The organism is uncultured Methanobrevibacter sp., from assembly GCF_902774605.1.
Taxonomy (GTDB): domain Archaea; phylum Methanobacteriota; class Methanobacteria; order Methanobacteriales; family Methanobacteriaceae; genus Methanocatella.
Map to the genome: position 1 here is coordinate 22417 of NZ_CACYJE010000030.1, position 16496 is coordinate 38912.

General features: G+C 38.4%; 18 protein-coding genes and 1 pseudogene. 2 read left to right on the forward strand and 17 right to left on the reverse strand.

Going from position 1 to position 16496, the window contains the following annotated elements; translation table 11 throughout:
- Positions 1 to 6 precede the first annotated feature (6 nt).
- A complete protein-coding gene (locus tag QZU77_RS06710; RefSeq protein ID WP_295601923.1) occupies positions 7 to 1191 on the forward strand; it encodes an ATP-grasp domain-containing protein in 1185 nt (394 codons plus the stop codon).
- Positions 1192 to 1459: 268 nt separating this feature from the next.
- Here QZU77_RS06710 and QZU77_RS06715 read toward each other — a convergent pair whose 3' ends face one another.
- From QZU77_RS06715 to QZU77_RS06760, 10 genes are all read right to left on the reverse strand, one after another.
- Positions 1460 to 2146 (reverse strand): V-type ATP synthase subunit D, encoded by a 687-nt coding sequence (locus tag QZU77_RS06715; RefSeq protein WP_295601927.1) that lies wholly within the window; start codon positions 2144 to 2146, stop codon positions 1460 to 1462.
- A gap of 28 nt (positions 2147 to 2174) precedes the next feature.
- Complete coding sequence (locus tag QZU77_RS06720) at positions 2175 to 3566, reverse strand: V-type ATP synthase subunit B (protein ID WP_292893186.1); 1392 nt, start codon at positions 3564 to 3566, stop codon at positions 2175 to 2177.
- A 2-nt stretch (positions 3567 to 3568) separates the two neighbouring features.
- Positions 3569 to 5311, reverse strand: a complete 1743-nt coding sequence (locus QZU77_RS06725; RefSeq protein WP_295601933.1) for an ATP synthase subunit A — start codon at positions 5309 to 5311, stop codon at positions 3569 to 3571.
- A complete protein-coding gene (locus QZU77_RS06730; protein WP_295601935.1) occupies positions 5308 to 5625 on the reverse strand; it encodes a V-type ATP synthase subunit F in 318 nt (105 codons plus the stop codon). Before QZU77_RS06730 ends, QZU77_RS06725 begins: the two co-directional genes overlap by 4 nt.
- Entirely contained in the window at positions 5622 to 6776 is a 1155-nt protein-coding gene (locus QZU77_RS06735) for a V-type ATP synthase subunit C (RefSeq protein WP_295601937.1), read from the reverse strand. The genes QZU77_RS06730 and QZU77_RS06735 overlap by 4 nt, the downstream gene beginning before the upstream one ends.
- A gap of 15 nt (positions 6777 to 6791) precedes the next feature.
- Entirely contained in the window at positions 6792 to 7409 is a 618-nt protein-coding gene (locus tag QZU77_RS06740; protein ID WP_295601940.1) for a V-type ATP synthase subunit E, read from the reverse strand.
- A 13-nt stretch (positions 7410 to 7422) separates the two neighbouring features.
- Positions 7423 to 7908 (reverse strand): V-type ATP synthase subunit K, encoded by a 486-nt coding sequence (locus QZU77_RS06745; RefSeq protein WP_069573492.1) that lies wholly within the window; start codon positions 7906 to 7908, stop codon positions 7423 to 7425.
- Between the two features lie 71 nt (positions 7909 to 7979).
- Entirely contained in the window at positions 7980 to 9980 is a 2001-nt protein-coding gene (locus QZU77_RS06750; protein WP_295601943.1) for a V-type ATP synthase subunit I, read from the reverse strand.
- Positions 9981 to 9991: 11 nt separating this feature from the next.
- On the reverse strand, positions 9992 to 10306 hold the full coding sequence (locus tag QZU77_RS06755) for a V-type ATP synthase subunit H (RefSeq protein WP_295601945.1): 315 nt from the start codon (positions 10304 to 10306) through the stop codon (positions 9992 to 9994).
- Between the two features lie 165 nt (positions 10307 to 10471).
- Positions 10472 to 10822, reverse strand: coding sequence for a hypothetical protein (locus tag QZU77_RS06760; RefSeq protein WP_295601948.1), 351 nt, complete (start codon positions 10820 to 10822; stop codon positions 10472 to 10474).
- A 54-nt stretch (positions 10823 to 10876) separates the two neighbouring features.
- Here QZU77_RS06760 and QZU77_RS06765 point away from each other — a divergent pair, with 54 nt between their 5' ends.
- Positions 10877 to 11206, forward strand: a complete 330-nt coding sequence (locus tag QZU77_RS06765) for a hypothetical protein (RefSeq protein WP_295601951.1) — start codon at positions 10877 to 10879, stop codon at positions 11204 to 11206.
- On the opposite strand, the gene QZU77_RS06770 is transcribed toward QZU77_RS06765, so the two are convergent.
- The 7 genes and pseudogenes from QZU77_RS06770 to QZU77_RS06800 form a co-directional block, all read right to left on the reverse strand.
- Positions 11196 to 11534, reverse strand: coding sequence for a hypothetical protein (locus QZU77_RS06770; RefSeq protein ID WP_295601954.1), 339 nt, complete (start codon positions 11532 to 11534; stop codon positions 11196 to 11198). The two genes, QZU77_RS06765 and QZU77_RS06770, sit on opposite strands and share 11 nt — an antisense overlap.
- A 3-nt stretch (positions 11535 to 11537) precedes the next feature.
- A complete protein-coding gene (locus QZU77_RS06775; RefSeq protein WP_295601957.1) occupies positions 11538 to 12047 on the reverse strand; it encodes a nitroreductase family protein in 510 nt (169 codons plus the stop codon).
- Between the two features lies 1 nt (position 12048).
- Positions 12049 to 12849, reverse strand: coding sequence for a citryl-CoA lyase (locus tag QZU77_RS06780; protein WP_295601960.1), 801 nt, complete (start codon positions 12847 to 12849; stop codon positions 12049 to 12051).
- Positions 12850 to 12901: 52 nt separating this feature from the next.
- Complete coding sequence (locus QZU77_RS06785) at positions 12902 to 13774, reverse strand: fumarate hydratase (protein ID WP_295601963.1); 873 nt, start codon at positions 13772 to 13774, stop codon at positions 12902 to 12904.
- Positions 13775 to 13778: 4 nt separating this feature from the next.
- Positions 13779 to 14681: a peptidase gene (locus tag QZU77_RS06790; protein ID WP_295601966.1), complete on the reverse strand. Its 903-nt coding sequence runs from the start codon at positions 14679 to 14681 to the stop codon at positions 13779 to 13781.
- Between the two features lie 12 nt (positions 14682 to 14693).
- Positions 14694 to 16100, reverse strand: coding sequence for an MmgE/PrpD family protein (locus QZU77_RS06795; RefSeq protein WP_295601969.1), 1407 nt, complete (start codon positions 16098 to 16100; stop codon positions 14694 to 14696).
- An 85-nt stretch (positions 16101 to 16185) separates the two neighbouring features.
- Positions 16186 to 16496, reverse strand: a pseudogene (locus QZU77_RS06800) (hypothetical protein); the annotation flags it as partial.

Consider the following 16496-nt stretch of genomic DNA (forward strand, 5'->3'; position numbering starts at 1 on the left):
TTTTTTATGGAAAAGCTTTTACTTATTGGAATTGATACAAGAAGTATGCTTAACAGTGCATTGAAATTAGATTATGACATTTATTCCACCAGCTATTTTTCAACTTCAGACACTCCATGCATCAAAAATCAGAAGATCATCCTGAATGAAAGCGAGGATGAAAGCTGCGGCATCTTTGAAGAGAATTTTGACAGCAGGCACATTCTTGAAATATCCTCTGACTTTATCGATGAAGTCGACCACATCATACCGATTTCAGGCGTTTCGCCGTCTGACTTTAGGAAAAAAGATCAAAAGAAGATTTTAGGAAATGTGGATGTTAAGGATATTGAGAACAAGAATAATTTTTACAAAAGAATCAAGAATGAATTCTTAACTCCCATGACTTTTAGTGTAAGTGATATAGGTGAAGCTTTTGAAATAAGTGAAAATTATCCGAAGAATCAATTTATTTTAAAACCCGTTCAAGGAAGTGGAGGGTATGACATCAACCTATTGAATAATGATACAGATGTCGAATTTAATGATAATGAATTCATCCTCCAGGAATATGTCACAGGAATAAGCCTAAGCTCATCAGTGCTTGCAACAGGAAACAATGCAAAAACACTAACCAACACCAGACTGCTCACCATGAATGACTTTGAAAAAAACAACAGCTTCATTTATGTGGGAAACATTCTGCCACTAACAGAAGAATCCATTCTCGCAGAAATTGACAACATCAATGAAATCACATCAGAAATGAATGAAACCTCAGAAAAGCTAGCGCATGAATTCAAGCTGAAGGGGTCAAACGGCATAGACTATATCCTAAATGAAAACGGATTATATGTCATTGAAATAAATGCAAGGTTGCAGGGAACATTCGAATGCGTTGAAAAGGCATATGGAATCAACATGCTTGACGCACATATAAGGGCATGCCAGGGCGAGATCATAAAAATCCCAAAGGCAAGAAAGTATGCCTATAAAAAAATAATCTACTCACCAACAAGAATGAAATATTCAAAAATTAACCTGGACAACATATATGACCTTCCCCACATCGGGTCAATCACAGAAAAAGACGAGCCGTTGCTGACAATTATAGACTCAGACGCTGATTTTAGAAAATTATGTGAAAAAATAGAATTTACCACTAAAATAGTTAATAGAACATCTAGAAGAAACCAACTAGATGAAGAATAAATAATATTACTCCAATTGTTATCATAAAAGTAGTGATAATCATTGCACGAGTCATCCAGATAAATACTTTAGCCTTATTATCCGGGTCCTTCATAAACTGGTCTATTGGATTTCTTTTCATATTTAACACGCTTTCTGAAATTTTCTAGTAAAAAAAATTTTTACAGTAACTAATTAAAAAATATTCTTTATTAAAATCAAATGATAATATTGGTTTATTTAAAAAAATAATAAAAAATAAAAGAAAATGAAGAATATTAAGAAAAATTTAAGCTTCTGCATTTTGAGCTGCTTCAGCTGCAGCAGCCGCTTTTTCATTTTTCTCAATAGTGGATCTAATCATTTTCAATCTTACAAAGTTTTCCCTTTCCATTTCTTGGAGTCTCATATCAATATACTTTTCAGTATTTTGGAATCTTGGAATCATAATGTGCTCTAAAGCATTTACCCTACGTTTAGTAGCTTCGATTTCCTCAGCAAGCAGGAAAATAGTTTTCTCCACTTCACCAAGTTCGATTAAATACTTAAGAGATTCCTCAAATTTCTTTGCAGCTTCGTCTAATTGGATAGTGGTGTCAGAGAAACCGTAACCCCTGTCGATAATGGACCTTTCTTCCATTTTAACATTGGTCACAGGCACTGCTACACCCATAACGCTTCTTGATGTGATTTCCACATCAATAGATTCTTTAACTGATAAGGAAGCTTTCCTTACAGCTAAATCACCCATAGCAATTTGAGCTTCGACTAAAGCTTCATTTGCTTCTTTTAGACTTTTTTCTGCGTTTTCACGAATACCTTTGACACGATCCAAGATATCAAAAAACTCTTTGATTAAAGCATCCCTTTTTTCCTTGAGTAAACCATGCCCTTTAACAGCTAGTTTAGTCCTGTTTTTAAGAGATAATAATTCCATACGAGTTGGATTAATTCCATCTATAATATCTTGTGCCATTTAATCACCTACATTAACTGTAATGAGATTAGTCATCTTTTGGAAGGTATTGTTCAATAAATTCTTCTTTAACCCTTTTGAGTTCAGATTTAGGTAAGATTTTGAGTAAGTTCCAACCAAGATCTAATGTTTCGAAGATAGTCCTGTCTTCATCTTTACTTTGAGTAATGAATTGGTCTTCGAATGCTTGAGCAAACTCTAAGAATTTTTGGTCCCTTTCGGTAAGTGCTTCTTCCCCTACAACCGCTACGAGGTCTCTTAATTCACGACCTTCAGCATATGCGGAATAGAGTTGGTCAGATACACCACTGTGGTCATCACGAGTCTTGTCTCCTCCGATACCACCACTCATCAAACGAGAAAGTGAAGGAAGTACGTCTACAGGAGGGTAAATACCTTTCCTTGAGATTTCCCTACTTAATACGATTTGTCCTTCTGTAATATAACCGGTTAAGTCCGGAATTGGGTGAGTAATATCGTCTTGAGGCATAACTAAGATAGGCATCTGTGTAATTGAACCTTCTTTACCGTCAATACGTCCTGCCCTTTCATAAATACCAGCAAGGTCAGTGTACATGTAACCAGGGTAACCTCTTCTTCCAGGCACTTCTTCCCTAGCTGCGGAAATTTCCCTTAAAGCTTCACAGTAGTTGGTCATATCTGTTAAGATAACCAATACTTGCATGCCTAAGGTGAATGCGTAATATTCAGCAGTGGTTAATGCCATTTTTGGAGTTAAGATCCTTTCGATAGCAGGGTCGTCTGCTAAGTTCATGAATACTGTTAATTTTTCTAATGCTCCGGTACGTTCGAAGTCTCTCATAAAGAAGTTTGCTTCTTCGTTTGTAATACCCATAGCAGCGAAAATTACTGCAAACTCATCGTCTGCACCTAATACTTTAGCTTGTCTTGCGATTTGTACAGCTAAATCGTTGTGAGGTAAACCAGATCCTGAGAAAATAGGAAGTTTTTGTCCTCTTACTAATGTGTTCATTCCGTCAATGGTAGAGATACCAGTTTGAATAAATTCTTCAGGGAATTCACGAGAAGCAGGGTTCATTGGTGACCCGTTAATGTCTAACTCTTCATCAGGTATGATTTCTGGTCCGCCGTCGATAGGTTTACCGATACCGTTGAAGATACGACCCATCATGTCTCTGGATACACCGATTTTTGCGGTTTGACCGGTGAATCTTGTTTTAGTATCTTTTGTGTTTAAGTCACTAGTTCCTTCGAACACCTGAATAACAGCAACATCTTTAGTTACTTCAAGAACTTGACCACTTCTTTTTTCACCAGTAGGTGTTTCAATATCTACAATTTCATTGTAACCAACGCCTTCTACTCCTTCAACAACCATTAAAGGACCTGAGACTTCAGATACAGTAGTATATTCTCTTGTTTTAATATTTGTATTCATTTTTAAGCCTCACTGCATTGTTTAGTAATTGCGGATTGAATTTCTTCAATTTTTGCATCAAATTCCTCTTGTGGGATGTATTTCATTTTACCGATGTCTTCTTTAACAGGTAATGCTACAATGTTTGCGATTGGAGCTCCTCTGTTAACTGCTGCAAGAGATTCTTTGTAGAATAATAAAATGGTTTTTAACATTTTGTACTGTTTATCTGGTGCACAGTATGTATCTACATCATCAAATGCGTTTTGTTGCAAGAAGTCTTCTCTTAACATACGGGTAGTTTCTAAAGTAGCTTGGTCAGTTTCTGGTAATGCATCAGGACCTACTAATTGTACAATTTCTTGTAACTCGGATTCTTTTTGCAGTAATCCCATAGCTTGGTCACGGGTTGCTCTCCAATCTGGAGCTACGTTTTCAGCCCACCATCCTTCGATACTGTCTACGTATAATGAGTAACTTTGTAGCCAGTCGATTGAAGGGAAGTGACGTTTATCTGCAAGGGATGCATCTAACGCCCAGAACACTTTACAGATACGTAAGGTGTTTTGTGTAACAGGTTCGGATAAGTCCCCACCAGGAGGTGATACTGCACCAACTACGGAAATTGAAGCCACATGAGGTTCGGTTCCGATAGTTTTTACCCTTCCAGCTCTTTCGTAGAATTGTGCTAATCTGGATGCTAAGTATGCTGGGTAACCTTCTTCCCCAGGCATTTCTTCTAACCTACCAGAAATTTCCCTCATAGCTTCAGCCCATCTTGAGGTTGAGTCTGCCATGAGCGCTACGTCGTAACCTTGGTCACGGTAGTATTCTGCGATTGTAATACCAGTGTATACGCATGCTTCACGAGCTGCTACCGGCATGTTGGAAGTGTTTGCAATAAGAACTGTTCTGTCCATCAATGGGTTTCCAGTTTTAGGGTCGTCGAGGAATGGGAATTCGGTAAGTACTTCTGTCATTTCGTTACCACGTTCTCCACATCCGATATATACCACAATGTCTGCGTCTGCCCATTTAGCTAATTGTTGTTGTGTAACTGTTTTACCTGATCCGAAAGGACCTGGAATAGCAGCTGCTCCTCCTTTTGCTACGGAGAAGAAAGTGTCTTGTGCCCTTTGACCAGTTACTAATGGTACATCTGGATCTAATTTTTCAATGTATGGACGACTTCTTTTTACAGGCCATTTTTGGAGCATTTGGATTTTTTCACCGTCAACTGCTGCAATGTCTTCTAATACAGTGTATTCGCCTTCTGCTGCGATTTCTGTAACTTCTCCCTCCATTGTTGGAGGAACCATGATTTTGTGTAAAACTGCAGTTGTTTCCTGTACTTCACCAAGTACGTCTCCGCCTTTTACTTTGTCTCCTACTTTAGCTACTGGTTTGAATGCCCATTTTTTCTCTTTGTTGATTGAGTCTACATCAATACCTCTTGCAATGAAGTCACCAGATTCTTCTCTGATGATTCTTAAAGGCCTTTGAATTCCGTCGAAAATAGAACTCATTACACCAGGACCGAGTTCTACTGACAATGGACCTCCAGTACATTCAACTACTTCACCCGGTTGAATACCGGCTGTTTCTTCGTATACTTGGATAGTTGCGGTGTCACCTTCTAATTCGATGATCTCCCCGATAAGCTTTTCGTCACCTACCCTAACCATCTCAAGCATCTGAGCCCCTCTCATACCATCTGCAATAATAACAGGCCCAGCAATCTTAATAATATTTCCTTCAATAATCATTTAACCATCTCTACCCCAATAACTCTTTTAATAAGGTCATTTATTTGATCAGATGAACCTTCTGAGGACCCATCTTTATCTGGTATTTCAATTATCATTGGTAAAACACTAGAACCAATTTTCCTATTAATATGATTTCTTATTTCATTAGCCATTAATTGGGTAATGATAATAATTGAAATTTCATCATCTAAAAATTTATCAAAAGCTGCGATAGCTTCTTCAGGAGTATTAACTACTTCCGCTTGTTTGACACCACCTAATCTAAATCCTGAAACAGTGTCAATATCACCTATAATTGCTACTGAACTCATATTAACATCTCCATGATTTTAGAATTAGGGAAGTCTGCTTCTCTTTTTGCTCTTGCAATAATTTTTAAATTCTTAATTTCATTTTCTTTTTGACTTAAATAACCAATAATTGGACCAATTCCTAATGGTTTTTTAGAAGCTAAAGATTTTGAGTAATCAGAAGCGTATGTGTCTAAAGCCTTTTCGAACACTGCAACTGAACCGGTATCGTTGTATACTGGCATCACGTCAGTTAAAGCTTCAGCATATTTTGTTCCTTCTAATCCAGAAACTACGTTTGTAACGTCCGGGGATTCCATTAAATCTTTGAGTTTCCATTCACGTAATTGGTATCCTTCTTCTAATATATAAGGAGAGATTGCATCATAATCAAGGCCATCTTCTTTTGCCCTTATAATTAGTTTTAGATTAGCTACATCGACTTGTGTTCCCACATATGAGTATAATATCTGTTTGTTTTCATCGGAAGGAACATCAGTAGAACGTAATAATTTGCCTAAGTAATATTTATCTAAAGCTGATTCTAATGGAAGAATCATTTTAGTATCTTCATATTGTGGAAGAGCATCTTCTAGTGCTGTTGAATATTCAGTGTTGTCTAAACTTGTTACAATGTCAGTCACGCTTTCGGAGTCTGCCAAGGAATCCAGGTCTTCGTACAGTGATCCGCAAGGAATTAATAATTCTCTTGTTTCGTCAGCTGTAAGGCCTACTTCTTTAGCTGTTAAAAGGCTTTTTATGTTGTCGATGTCTGCTTTTTTAGACATGACATCAAAAGGCTTTTTAATGTCCTTTGGAGCTAATCTTGCAACGAAGTCGTAGGTATTAGCACGTTCAACGTCTAATGCCTTGTCGAGTGGATATTCATCTAACACGTCAGCATAGTCAGGAGTATTTTTGAGGTAATTCTCAACTTCTTCAACGTTGTTGGTTTCAACAAGTTCAGAAATTTGTTTTTCATCAAATAATCTTCCTTTTCTTGCTCTTACTCTTGCACTTGGGTTAAGATAAGGATAAATGTCCAAAATTGGTCTGGATGTAATGATTACAACTACTGCACCAACAACAAGTATTGCGATTACACAGAACACTAGGAATGTTTCTTGTGTAAGCCCAACAGAACTTATTAATGTTGCAATTCCATCTGCCATAATTTATCCTCCTAATTATTTAAATAATATTTCAGCAACTTCACTACGTAAGATACTTTTAAATCTTTCTAATCTAGCTTCAATTGTATTATTTACTTCAATATCTCCATTAACGGTTTTTAAAATAGCTCCGCCCATAGCGTCAATTGGTTCACCTAATGTGAAAGTGACATCTTCTAACTGGAAGGAGTCTGAACCATTTGCAGATAATTCGCTTTTAAGTTGATTTGTATCAGCTTCATTTAATTGGATAATTAAATCTTTACTACCAATTTCATCAGCAGCTTCTTTAATCATTTTACTTAAAGAATCTTCATATTCTTCATCACCAGAAGAAGCTTTAACTTTTAATTCTCCAATAGCTTGATTGAAAGCAGCTTCTATAACTTCTTCTTTAGCGCCTAATTCTGCTCTACGAGCATTCATCTTAGCTTCAGAGATAATTTGCTGATATCTCATATCAGATTGTTTTTTACCATTTTCTAAAATTTTAGTTTTTTCGGCTTCTGCAGTTTTTTCAGCATTTGCTTGAATTGCTGTAACTTCAGCGTTGGCATCTTGAATGATTACATCAGCTTTCTCTTGGGCTACAGACATTATACTTTCAACAATTTTGCTTGTGCCTGCGCTCATATAAATTGCCTCCTTAACCTAAGATTCCACCGAATACCATGAGTAAAATAGCAATCAAGAAACCGTAAATAGCCTGAGTTTCTGGTAAAGCGGAGAAAATAATACCACGAGCAAACATATCATTGTCTTCTACAATTGCTCCTACAGAGGATGCTGCTGCCATACCTTGTCCCATACCGGAACCTAAACCAGCAAATCCGATGGATGCACCTACACCGATAGCAACAATACCTGCTTCGGTAGGTAATCCTTGTCCTCCTCCTAATAATCCGGAGAATACTAATAATAAGATTGCAACCAAGAAACCGTAAATAGCCTGAGTTTCTGGTAATGCAGAGAAAATAATACCTCTTGCAAACATGTCATTGTCTTCTGCTACTGCACCGACAGATCCAGCAGCTGCCATACCTTGCCCTAAACCGGAACCTAATCCAGCAAAACCAATTGCTACTCCAGCACCAATAGCTGCTAAAGCAGTACCTAAAGCAATTTCTACCATATTTATTCACCTTTGAAATAATATTGATTTTTTTAAATTTTATTTTAAGATATTAAATGAAAAATTTTTAATTATTTAATTTTAGTAAATGTTCTTTTTGCTTTGAAAGCTTCGAATTTACCTTTACCTTCCATGAAGAATTGTGAGAAGAACTCTACATAGTTAAGACGTAAAGCGTTAATAAATGCACCTAATACTTGGAAAGCGAAGTTTGCAATATGACCAAATATGAATACGAATACTGCAAGCACAACACCTGCAAATGGAATCATTTGATCTAACATTTGTGCTAAGATGTTTACTGTCATAGCAATACCACCAGTAGCTAAACATAATGCTAAAAGACGAGCGTAGGACAATACATCACCCATGTAACCGAAGATATCCATTACACCGTATGCACCGTTAGCCCATACTAACATTCCAATAGTTGCAATTACTAAAATTCCTCCAAGGACCATTCCAATCATGCCTATTGCAGGCATCATGAATCCTAAGGCAAGTAAGATAATACCAGCTTCAAATACAAACCAACAAATTTGAGAACCGATAGCTTCTTTCTTGTTTCCGTATCTTAAGTTGTTGATAGCACCTAATATGAATCCTATATTGGTGTAGATAAGACCTACAATGATAGCGATTATCAAGATAGTGTCTGGGTGTACGAACGCTTCAACTGCAGGGATTACAGTTGGTAAACGGAAACCAGCTATTCTTTCTGGGAAGTCCCCAATAAAACCATTGGTTATCAAACCTAGTACAACGGCCCACAGACCTGACCAGATTAAGATCCAACCGAATGAATGCATTGATTCTTTAACTTTACCCATACCTCTTAACAGGACTACACCAATAGCTGCTACAACTAAACCGTAAACTGCATCGGTTAAACAGAAACCGAAGAAGAATGGGAATGTGATTGCAACAAATATTGTTGGGTCCATTGCATTGTAACGTACCGGAGAGTACATATCAACAAGGTATTCGAAAGGTTTTGCATACCATCCGTTTTGTTGTAGAACTGGAACATTTTCATCATCAGTACCTTCAACCTCTATTGTTTCAAAGGCACAATGTCCGTCAGAACTTTTTTCAACCAATTGTTCAACCTTTTCGGTATCCTTTACAGGCACCCATGCTTCAAGAACGTAAGCGTCTTTGGTTTGAACAAAAGAGGAAAGGATTTCGTTCTTTTCTTTTTCATTTTCTAATTGTTCTTTGAGTGCTAATATATCATCGTCCCATTGTTCCGCAACTGCCCTTAATTCTGATTTGACAGATGCTCTTTCGGATTCAATGGTTAAGAGTCTTGAATCAGCATTTGAAATGATTTGTTGAGGGGTTCCTTCAACGTCACCTACTTCAATTTTCTCAAAGTCAAACTTACGAAGTGTTGAATAAACATCATCACTATATTCATTTAATGTTACCACTACGATGATTTCTCCCTCTTTATCATCGCTTGGAACAGTAAATATTTCTAATTCATCAGTCAAGTTACTTAATTCATTTTTGATTTCTGAAGCAGATCCAGCATTAATCCTTCCAACAGTAGTAGAAGTGTACTTAGAATCTTTTAAGTCAGCTAAATTCATGTCAAAATTGGATAAGCGATTAGCCAAACTTTTATTAGACTGTAGTTCACTTGTTTCAGCGTCGAGTGCGGCCAGTTTTCCTTCAATCACGCTTGTTTTAGCTTCTACCTGGGATAAAGTGTCTTCAGCTTTTGCAATAAAAGCTTCAGTGTCTAGTTTCTCTACTTCTTTTTGAACAGGTAAATCTGGACTAATAAAAGACATTAAAGTGTCCTTTAACCCATGGCCTTCTGATAAAGAATTTCCTAATAGTTCAGATATACCGTTTGTTTTCATGAGAAGTGAAGATAACTTACCAGTGTAGGGAGTGGCTTTTGAAGGAGTTACTAACTCCGCTAATTCAGGATCTTGCTGAATGCTGTCAGAAATATCACTGATTTGTATGAGTCCTGACTCGTGGAGAGCGTCCACTGTAGGTGCTACATACTTATCCAGTGTAACAATTCTAATTTTACGCATTCTAGCTGTCTTGAACATATAATCTCACACTACAAAATATTTTTGACAATTATTGAAGCAGCTTCATCTACATTTGCCATAGCCTTGTCCTTTAAAGCTTGAACATCTTTTTTGGACTGCGCAGCAATAGATTGAGCCTCTTTTTTAGCTTTATCTTCTGCATCAAAAACAGTATCTTTCGCGTCGTCTTCTGCTGCTAGCTTAGCTTGGGAAATAATTTCTTCAGCTTTAACTTGTGATTCAGCGATTAAGTCCTTGGATTGGGACTCTGAATCAATAATGAGTTGTTCAGCATCAGATTCAGCTTTTTTTATCATTGCGATTGCGTCTGATATCTCTGCCATAATTAATCACCATGGTGTACTTATTTTTGTTGTGTAATATATATATCTTTTACTATTCAATTTTGATTAGACTTCGTAAAATTGTATTTTGAATTAAAAAAAGTATTTAAAAAATAATAATTACATGAAAAAATTTTATAAAAAAAAGAATAAAAGATAAATAAATTATCTATAGAACCATTTCAATATACTAGGAGGTAATTTCTGCAAATAAGCAAGGATAGCAATGATAACTATAATTAGACCCACAATAACAAAGCCTAAATTGTATGGATGAGCCAGTAGCATATACCCACTTACACCTATGACGATACCTTCAAAGAAAAACACTGCCTTGGTCCATCCGGGATTGAACAGTATGATGAAGTATGCGATTGCAATCAGAATCAGTATAATTGCGGTGGCCATGACATCATTGGTTATTGGCTGGTGCCTTAGGAATGGTGCTATCGCCCATACTATCAGCATTAACGCCAACATTACACCTAGCAATTTAAACATTTTAATGTTCGCCATAATGAAAAGTTAGTCATTCATAATATTTATATCATTTTGTATAAACTATTAAATATGGAAAGAGCAGTTTGGATTATTTTAAATAAGAATTTTTCACTTACCCTTGACGGCGAAATGCTGAACGGCAAGGTGGTCGACATGAAATTCTCACCTGGCAATGACTTGTGGACCGGTGAACTTCCGCGCTTGGGTTTCAGCGATGAGAATGTTCAAAACGATTATGATGAGTTCATCACTGACATATCGACACTGTTTTCAGAGCCGACTGTTGACGAGGTCTTGATTAATGCGAAACTCGGTGAGGAATCCGAGTACCTCAACTGTGAAAACCCATTGCTGATAAGGAAAATTGAAGAATACAGCGTTGATGAAATCATAGGATAGCTGTCGCCTTCATCATGACCTCATCCATTGTGTTGAACTGCAAATCCTCACCGTCCTCCCCTTTTGTTTCAGTCGTAATCAAAACATTTGGAGATGCCCACAGGAAGGAATATGTGAAATAGATTACATTTATGAATATCGCAACGGAGAGAAACATCAGCGCGACAATCAAGCATACCACATGAATCAAGACATTGCCGTATCTTCTGCGCTTCATCAATATGAAGTTATCCTGTTTTTCTATTGTTTTAAATTTATTTTCTAACAATTCCGCAGATATCCTATCCATATCCTCAGAATCGTTAGCCTTTAAGATAAATAAACTCATTTTCTAATCCATGTATACAACGAATTCATCCAATTCTTTTCTAGGAGTGTCCCTAGGCTCGGCATTTCCGTAACCTAACGGTGTGAACAATACAACTTCCTCGTTCTCATCAAGGTTGAGGAATTCATGAGCCCTGTACTTTTTGAAGGCCCCAATATAGCATGTTCCAAGCCCAACGTCTGCGGCTGCAAGAATCATGTGGTCCATCACAATAGTTGCATCAATGTCTGCAATGTTCTTCTGGTCCCATGGCCTGGTCCATGCCTTATTCTTTATTCCAACAACTGCCAGGACCAATGGCGCTTCCACGAACCATTTTGCAGAGTAGATTTCAGACAATTCGTCTTTATACTTTTTAGTGTCAATCACATAAACTTTAAAAGGCTGTGCGTTAACGCCTGTTGGCGCTATGGTTGCCGCTTTTAAAACGTATTCCAATTTTTCCTTTTCAACTTCCTTGTCAAGGTATCCCCTTACACTGTATCTTTCATTTATCACGTCAATGAATTCCATTTTATTTTCCTCCCATGTACTCTATGTCATCAAGGTCGCAGAATCTTCGAAATTCCTCTTCATCCATATGTTCCTCATGAATATGGGCGATTATTCCAGGCACCCTTCCTATGATGAACACTCCCAATCCCAATTCAGGGTCAAAACCCAGATCAGACAGGATTGCTGCGTTTGCACCATCCACATTCAGCCTTACGCCTTTTTTCTCATGCACCAAGTCTTGCAAAGCCAATGCCAGTTTAATATGAGGGCCTATGAAACCTTCTTTGATTGCAACCTCTATCAGTTTATCGGCTCTCGGGTCGGTACTGTGATACCTGTGGCCGAAACCAGGAACCTTCTTTCCCTTAATGACATAATCCTTATAGATGTCTATGGCCAAGCTTGCGATTTGCTTATTGTCAATGTCCGGATCATCAATTAAGCGTGCGGAGTTAATGCTTGATTGGTATAGCTCCATTGCCTTTTCAATGGCGCCGGCATGCTTATGGCCAAATGACAATAATGCCCCGGCCACGGCTGAATTTACTGGAGAGCCTGATGAGGCAATCAATCGTGCAGTCTGAGTGCTTGGAGGGGTTACGCCATGGTCGCAGAATGAAACCAGGACATGATTGAAAATCCTGCTTTGCTTGACTGACGGCAATTTACCCTTCAATAAAAGGTAAACCATGTCACTATAGCGGATTTTTTCAATTAAATTCCTTTGATTGTAACCTCTGGTAACCAGCTTATCCTTTTCAACTTTTGTTATGGCAGTTTTTAAAGACTTTGGATTGACTTTAAAATTATTTTCTTGCATTTCTAAAACCTTTAACCTTAATCTTAAATACTTTTATAATACTATATAAACTTTATAACTTTATTGTAGCAACGCGGGGCTCCACAAAACATGACGGCCTGATTGACACTATCCTAACGCCGCTTGCCCTTTGATTGCCAATATTCAAATAAGTGCCTAAGACAGTAGTCCTGCCGCCGAAGCCTAACGGCCCGATATTGGTGTTGTTTAACCTTTCAGTAATTTCCTTTTCAACGCTGCTTTGATTATCAAGGCTTCCATAAGCAATCGATTTGAGCAGTAGTGAAGTGGCCTCGTAATGTGTTCTTCCAATGCCTATCGAAGGTATCGATGGAGTGCAGCCCAACATTTTAAGGGATGATTCCAGCCATTCGCAGGCAGTGCCTATCACATTATCGAATGAACGCTGATGGTAAACCCTATATGTCTTGGACCTGATTTCAGGACCTCCCCCTTCAAGCAGAAGATGAACGTTCAGCGTGTCCTCGGAAATATCTCTCTTATAGGTGGATTCGTCATTGGCATTGTCGATTAGCACTGATGCGGGGCGAAGCATTCCTGGCTTTTCATATAATCCTTGGCTTTGCTCTATTCTTTCAACGGCATTTCCTTTAACTGCCATTGGGCGTGCGGGAAGATTGTTCAATCCGTCATATATCCCCTCATGAATCTGGTTCAGCATTTCACCGGTGATTTGTCTTTTCGAACCGATTTCAATTATCACATGAGGAATTCCAGTGTCATCACATAATGGGAATCTGTTTTTCTCTGCGACTTGATAGTTTTCCAGAATTATTTCCAATGCCCATTTAGCATTCTCATCTTCCTCTCTTGATATGGCATCTTTTAAAGCTTTATGCTTGTCTTCGGATAGTGTGGTTGAAGCTTTAATGATTGTTTCGCTAACTTCTTCGGATATGCTCATATGATCACTCTGGAGTTGCCAGATCACTTGATTTGTCTGGTGATGCGATAGCTTCTGGATAGTATTCATCAATCATTCTTTTAACAAGTTTAACCTGTTTTATGCGTGCAACCGCTTCTGCTTCGGTAGTGTCCCAATTATGATTGGCGGCGACTGACCCTCCGGTTTTAAGATAGACTGGAGAAGCCACCTTAATGAAGCTTGGCACCTCATAATGTCTTATGAATCCTCCTGTTGATTTCGGGTTTTCAGTATGCAAGTCCAATGACATGTCAGTTGCTTTCCTGATTGCCGCAATCATTGGTATCTGAAGGTCTCGAACAGGGTTTAAAGAGTTTAAACCATTGGCCTCCAATAGCTTTGCTGATGCCGGATTGGAATGGCCTGCATGTGCGGATAATTTGAAATGGGCATTTTGTGGAATTTCGCCTTCACTTCTCATTTGGTTTAAAACCCATAGCAATCCCTCATCATACAATAATATTCCGCGAACGCCAAGCCTGCATGCTCTTTTAACATCCTCTATTGCATAGACCAGATTATCATAGCCTCTAAGGCGATAACCGATCCTGCTTCCTTCCTTGGTGTGAACTGTAGCGGAAGTGTCGTATGTTGCTCTTGGACCTACTGAAAGGAACAATTCGCATCCGTAATCCTTTGCAAGCATGACCATTTCAGTGATTTCCTCATCAGTGAGCATCATTATTCCCTTTGTCTGGGTTACCCTGTGAATGAACACGTCATTTTCCTTGGATGCCTCAAGCAATGCCCTCATTGTCTTTGGAGACTGTATTCCTGGAACTTCAAAACGATACTGTCCGCCATCAGCGAATCGCTTAGGTGAATTGTAATCTTTTGAAGCATCTTCAATACCAATTTTTTTAAGGAATTCCATTGTATCATCCATGAATCTCATCTCCTAACCGTTTAATTTTCGAACGACATATTTCATCGTATACTCTTCAAGTGAATCGATCACTGTCAAATTGTTGATGTCATATTGAGGGTTCAGTCCCTTGAACTTGTCAATGAGGTCGCGCAGCTGGAACGGGTTTTCGAAATCGCCCTTTGGAAGCAGGGTGATGTTCTGGAACACTCCGTTTCTGAAGTGCTCATCCAGTTTTATAATGACGTTTGAAGGTCTCTTGTCCGGATAGAGTTCGTTTAACTTATCATCAGATAATAACAGCATGTTATTGACGAGGTTCTTGATGCTGTTAACCTTATCGACAGTCGAGTAGTTATCCAAAAGGCCGAATTCTATCAGTTGATTAATCTCATCTACACTGACTTCCCCGACAACCAGCGCTATTGCCACTGCATACGGGAGGCTTTGCTTGAGTTCCTCGAGGTTTTTGGGATTGAAGTTATTGTGGTCAGCGGCGATTGCATAAGTCTTGACTGCCACATTCTTGATATGGTCATATTCCTCTCCAATGCTTGCCTTCAGCTTCAGTGCAGTGTCTATTGAGGAGTGCAGGTGCCTGCAGAATGGGTATTTCTTAAAGTATATGTCTCTCACGCGCACTTTGCCAACGTCTTTAAGTGCATCTTCAAGTGAGAAGCTTTCTGCATCATAATCATCATCATAGACCATTGTTTTAAGAAATCCTTCTTTTCCTTCAAATATTGTTCCGCTTCCTGTGAAGCCGTTTCTTGCAAGGAATGCTGATAGCAATCCATTATACACTGCTTTTCCTGCATGCAATGATTTGCCCATAGATCCGCCATGGTCTGATTCGAGAAGTCCGGCCGCTTGTGTTCCGCATAATCCCAATGCATTTAATATTTGAGTTTCATCAAGCTTAAGGAGTTTGGATGCAACCACTCCAGAAACGAAAGTACCTACTGTTCCGGTCGTGTGGAATCCCTTGTTTCTGTGTTCGGGATTGACTATTTTGCCCAGAAGTATTCCCACTTCATAACCTACCATGACTCCCTCCAGGAATTCCTTTCCGCTTAAATCATAGCTTTCGGCAATGGCAAGTGCGGTTGGGAAAATCACCGCTCCCAAATGGATTTGAGCTCCCCTGTGACCATCATCCAATTCCAGCGTGTGAGCAGCCACACCATTTACGAATGCTGCATTCAAAACATCTGTTTTTATCCCCGTTCCAATAACAGTTGCCTTTAAATTAGAATTCTCGTTAGTTGAAAATATTTCTCCAATGGTGTTTAATGCTATTTTTGAAGCATCCTCCTTGATTCCGCGATAGGTTACTCCAAAAAAGTCCAGGAATGCTGCTTTTACAGTAGTGATGGATTCCACAGTTGCCTGTTCATAGCGATAGTTTGATATAAATTTAGAAATATTTTGTAAAAACATAAAACACCCACTAATAGTATTATGTAATAGGTAGTATTAAAATAGTTAAGTTATGAGTTGAAACAATATTCAATGCCCAATTCAATTATGCGATTGGAACCCCTGTTAAAACTAGAACGATGTGCGCTACAATTGCCGCTCCATAGTATGTTGATGCAATAACAAGCACTGTTATTACGATTGCTCTCCATCCCAATGCCTTGAATTCATTCCAGCTTTTGCCCATTCCAATACCAACGTATGCCAGAAATACGGTCACTATTGACAAAAGTTCAACTTGAGACACATACTTCAAAACGAATTCTGATGTCGGCATGCCTGGAAAAGCCAAGATAATGCCGATTACGCTTATGTAAAGGATTGATGAAATGTTGAATGGCAGGTACCTCTCCATCC

Coding starts and splice junctions, on each gene's coding strand:
- QZU77_RS06745 (WP_069573492.1), bottom strand. CDS start 7,908: ATGGTAGAAATTGCTTTAGGTACTGCTTTAGCAGCTATTGGTGCTGGA.
- QZU77_RS06765 (WP_295601951.1), top strand. CDS start 10,877: ATGGAAAGAGCAGTTTGGATTATTTTAAATAAGAATTTTTCACTTACC.
- QZU77_RS06780 (WP_295601960.1), bottom strand. CDS start 12,849: ATGCAAGAAAATAATTTTAAAGTCAATCCAAAGTCTTTAAAAACTGCC.
- QZU77_RS06755 (WP_295601945.1), bottom strand. CDS start 10,306: ATGGCAGAGATATCAGACGCAATCGCAATGATAAAAAAAGCTGAATCT.
- QZU77_RS06710 (WP_295601923.1), top strand. CDS start 7: ATGGAAAAGCTTTTACTTATTGGAATTGATACAAGAAGTATGCTTAAC.
- QZU77_RS06735 (WP_295601937.1), bottom strand. CDS start 6,776: ATGGCAGATGGAATTGCAACATTAATAAGTTCTGTTGGGCTTACACAA.
- QZU77_RS06740 (WP_295601940.1), bottom strand. CDS start 7,409: ATGAGCGCAGGCACAAGCAAAATTGTTGAAAGTATAATGTCTGTAGCC.
- QZU77_RS06795 (WP_295601969.1), bottom strand. CDS start 16,100: ATGTTTTTACAAAATATTTCTAAATTTATATCAAACTATCGCTATGAA.
- QZU77_RS06715 (WP_295601927.1), bottom strand. CDS start 2,146: ATGGCACAAGATATTATAGATGGAATTAATCCAACTCGTATGGAATTA.
- QZU77_RS06750 (WP_295601943.1), bottom strand. CDS start 9,980: ATGTTCAAGACAGCTAGAATGCGTAAAATTAGAATTGTTACACTGGAT.
- QZU77_RS06775 (WP_295601957.1), bottom strand. CDS start 12,047: ATGGAATTCATTGACGTGATAAATGAAAGATACAGTGTAAGGGGATAC.
- QZU77_RS06730 (WP_295601935.1), bottom strand. CDS start 5,625: ATGAGTTCAGTAGCAATTATAGGTGATATTGACACTGTTTCAGGATTT.
- QZU77_RS06760 (WP_295601948.1), bottom strand. CDS start 10,822: ATGGCGAACATTAAAATGTTTAAATTGCTAGGTGTAATGTTGGCGTTA.
- QZU77_RS06770 (WP_295601954.1), bottom strand. CDS start 11,534: ATGAGTTTATTTATCTTAAAGGCTAACGATTCTGAGGATATGGATAGG.
- QZU77_RS06720 (WP_292893186.1), bottom strand. CDS start 3,566: ATGAATACAAATATTAAAACAAGAGAATATACTACTGTATCTGAAGTC.
- QZU77_RS06785 (WP_295601963.1), bottom strand. CDS start 13,774: ATGAGCATATCCGAAGAAGTTAGCGAAACAATCATTAAAGCTTCAACC.
- QZU77_RS06790 (WP_295601966.1), bottom strand. CDS start 14,681: ATGGATGATACAATGGAATTCCTTAAAAAAATTGGTATTGAAGATGCT.
- QZU77_RS06725 (WP_295601933.1), bottom strand. CDS start 5,311: ATGATTATTGAAGGAAATATTATTAAGATTGCTGGGCCTGTTATTATT.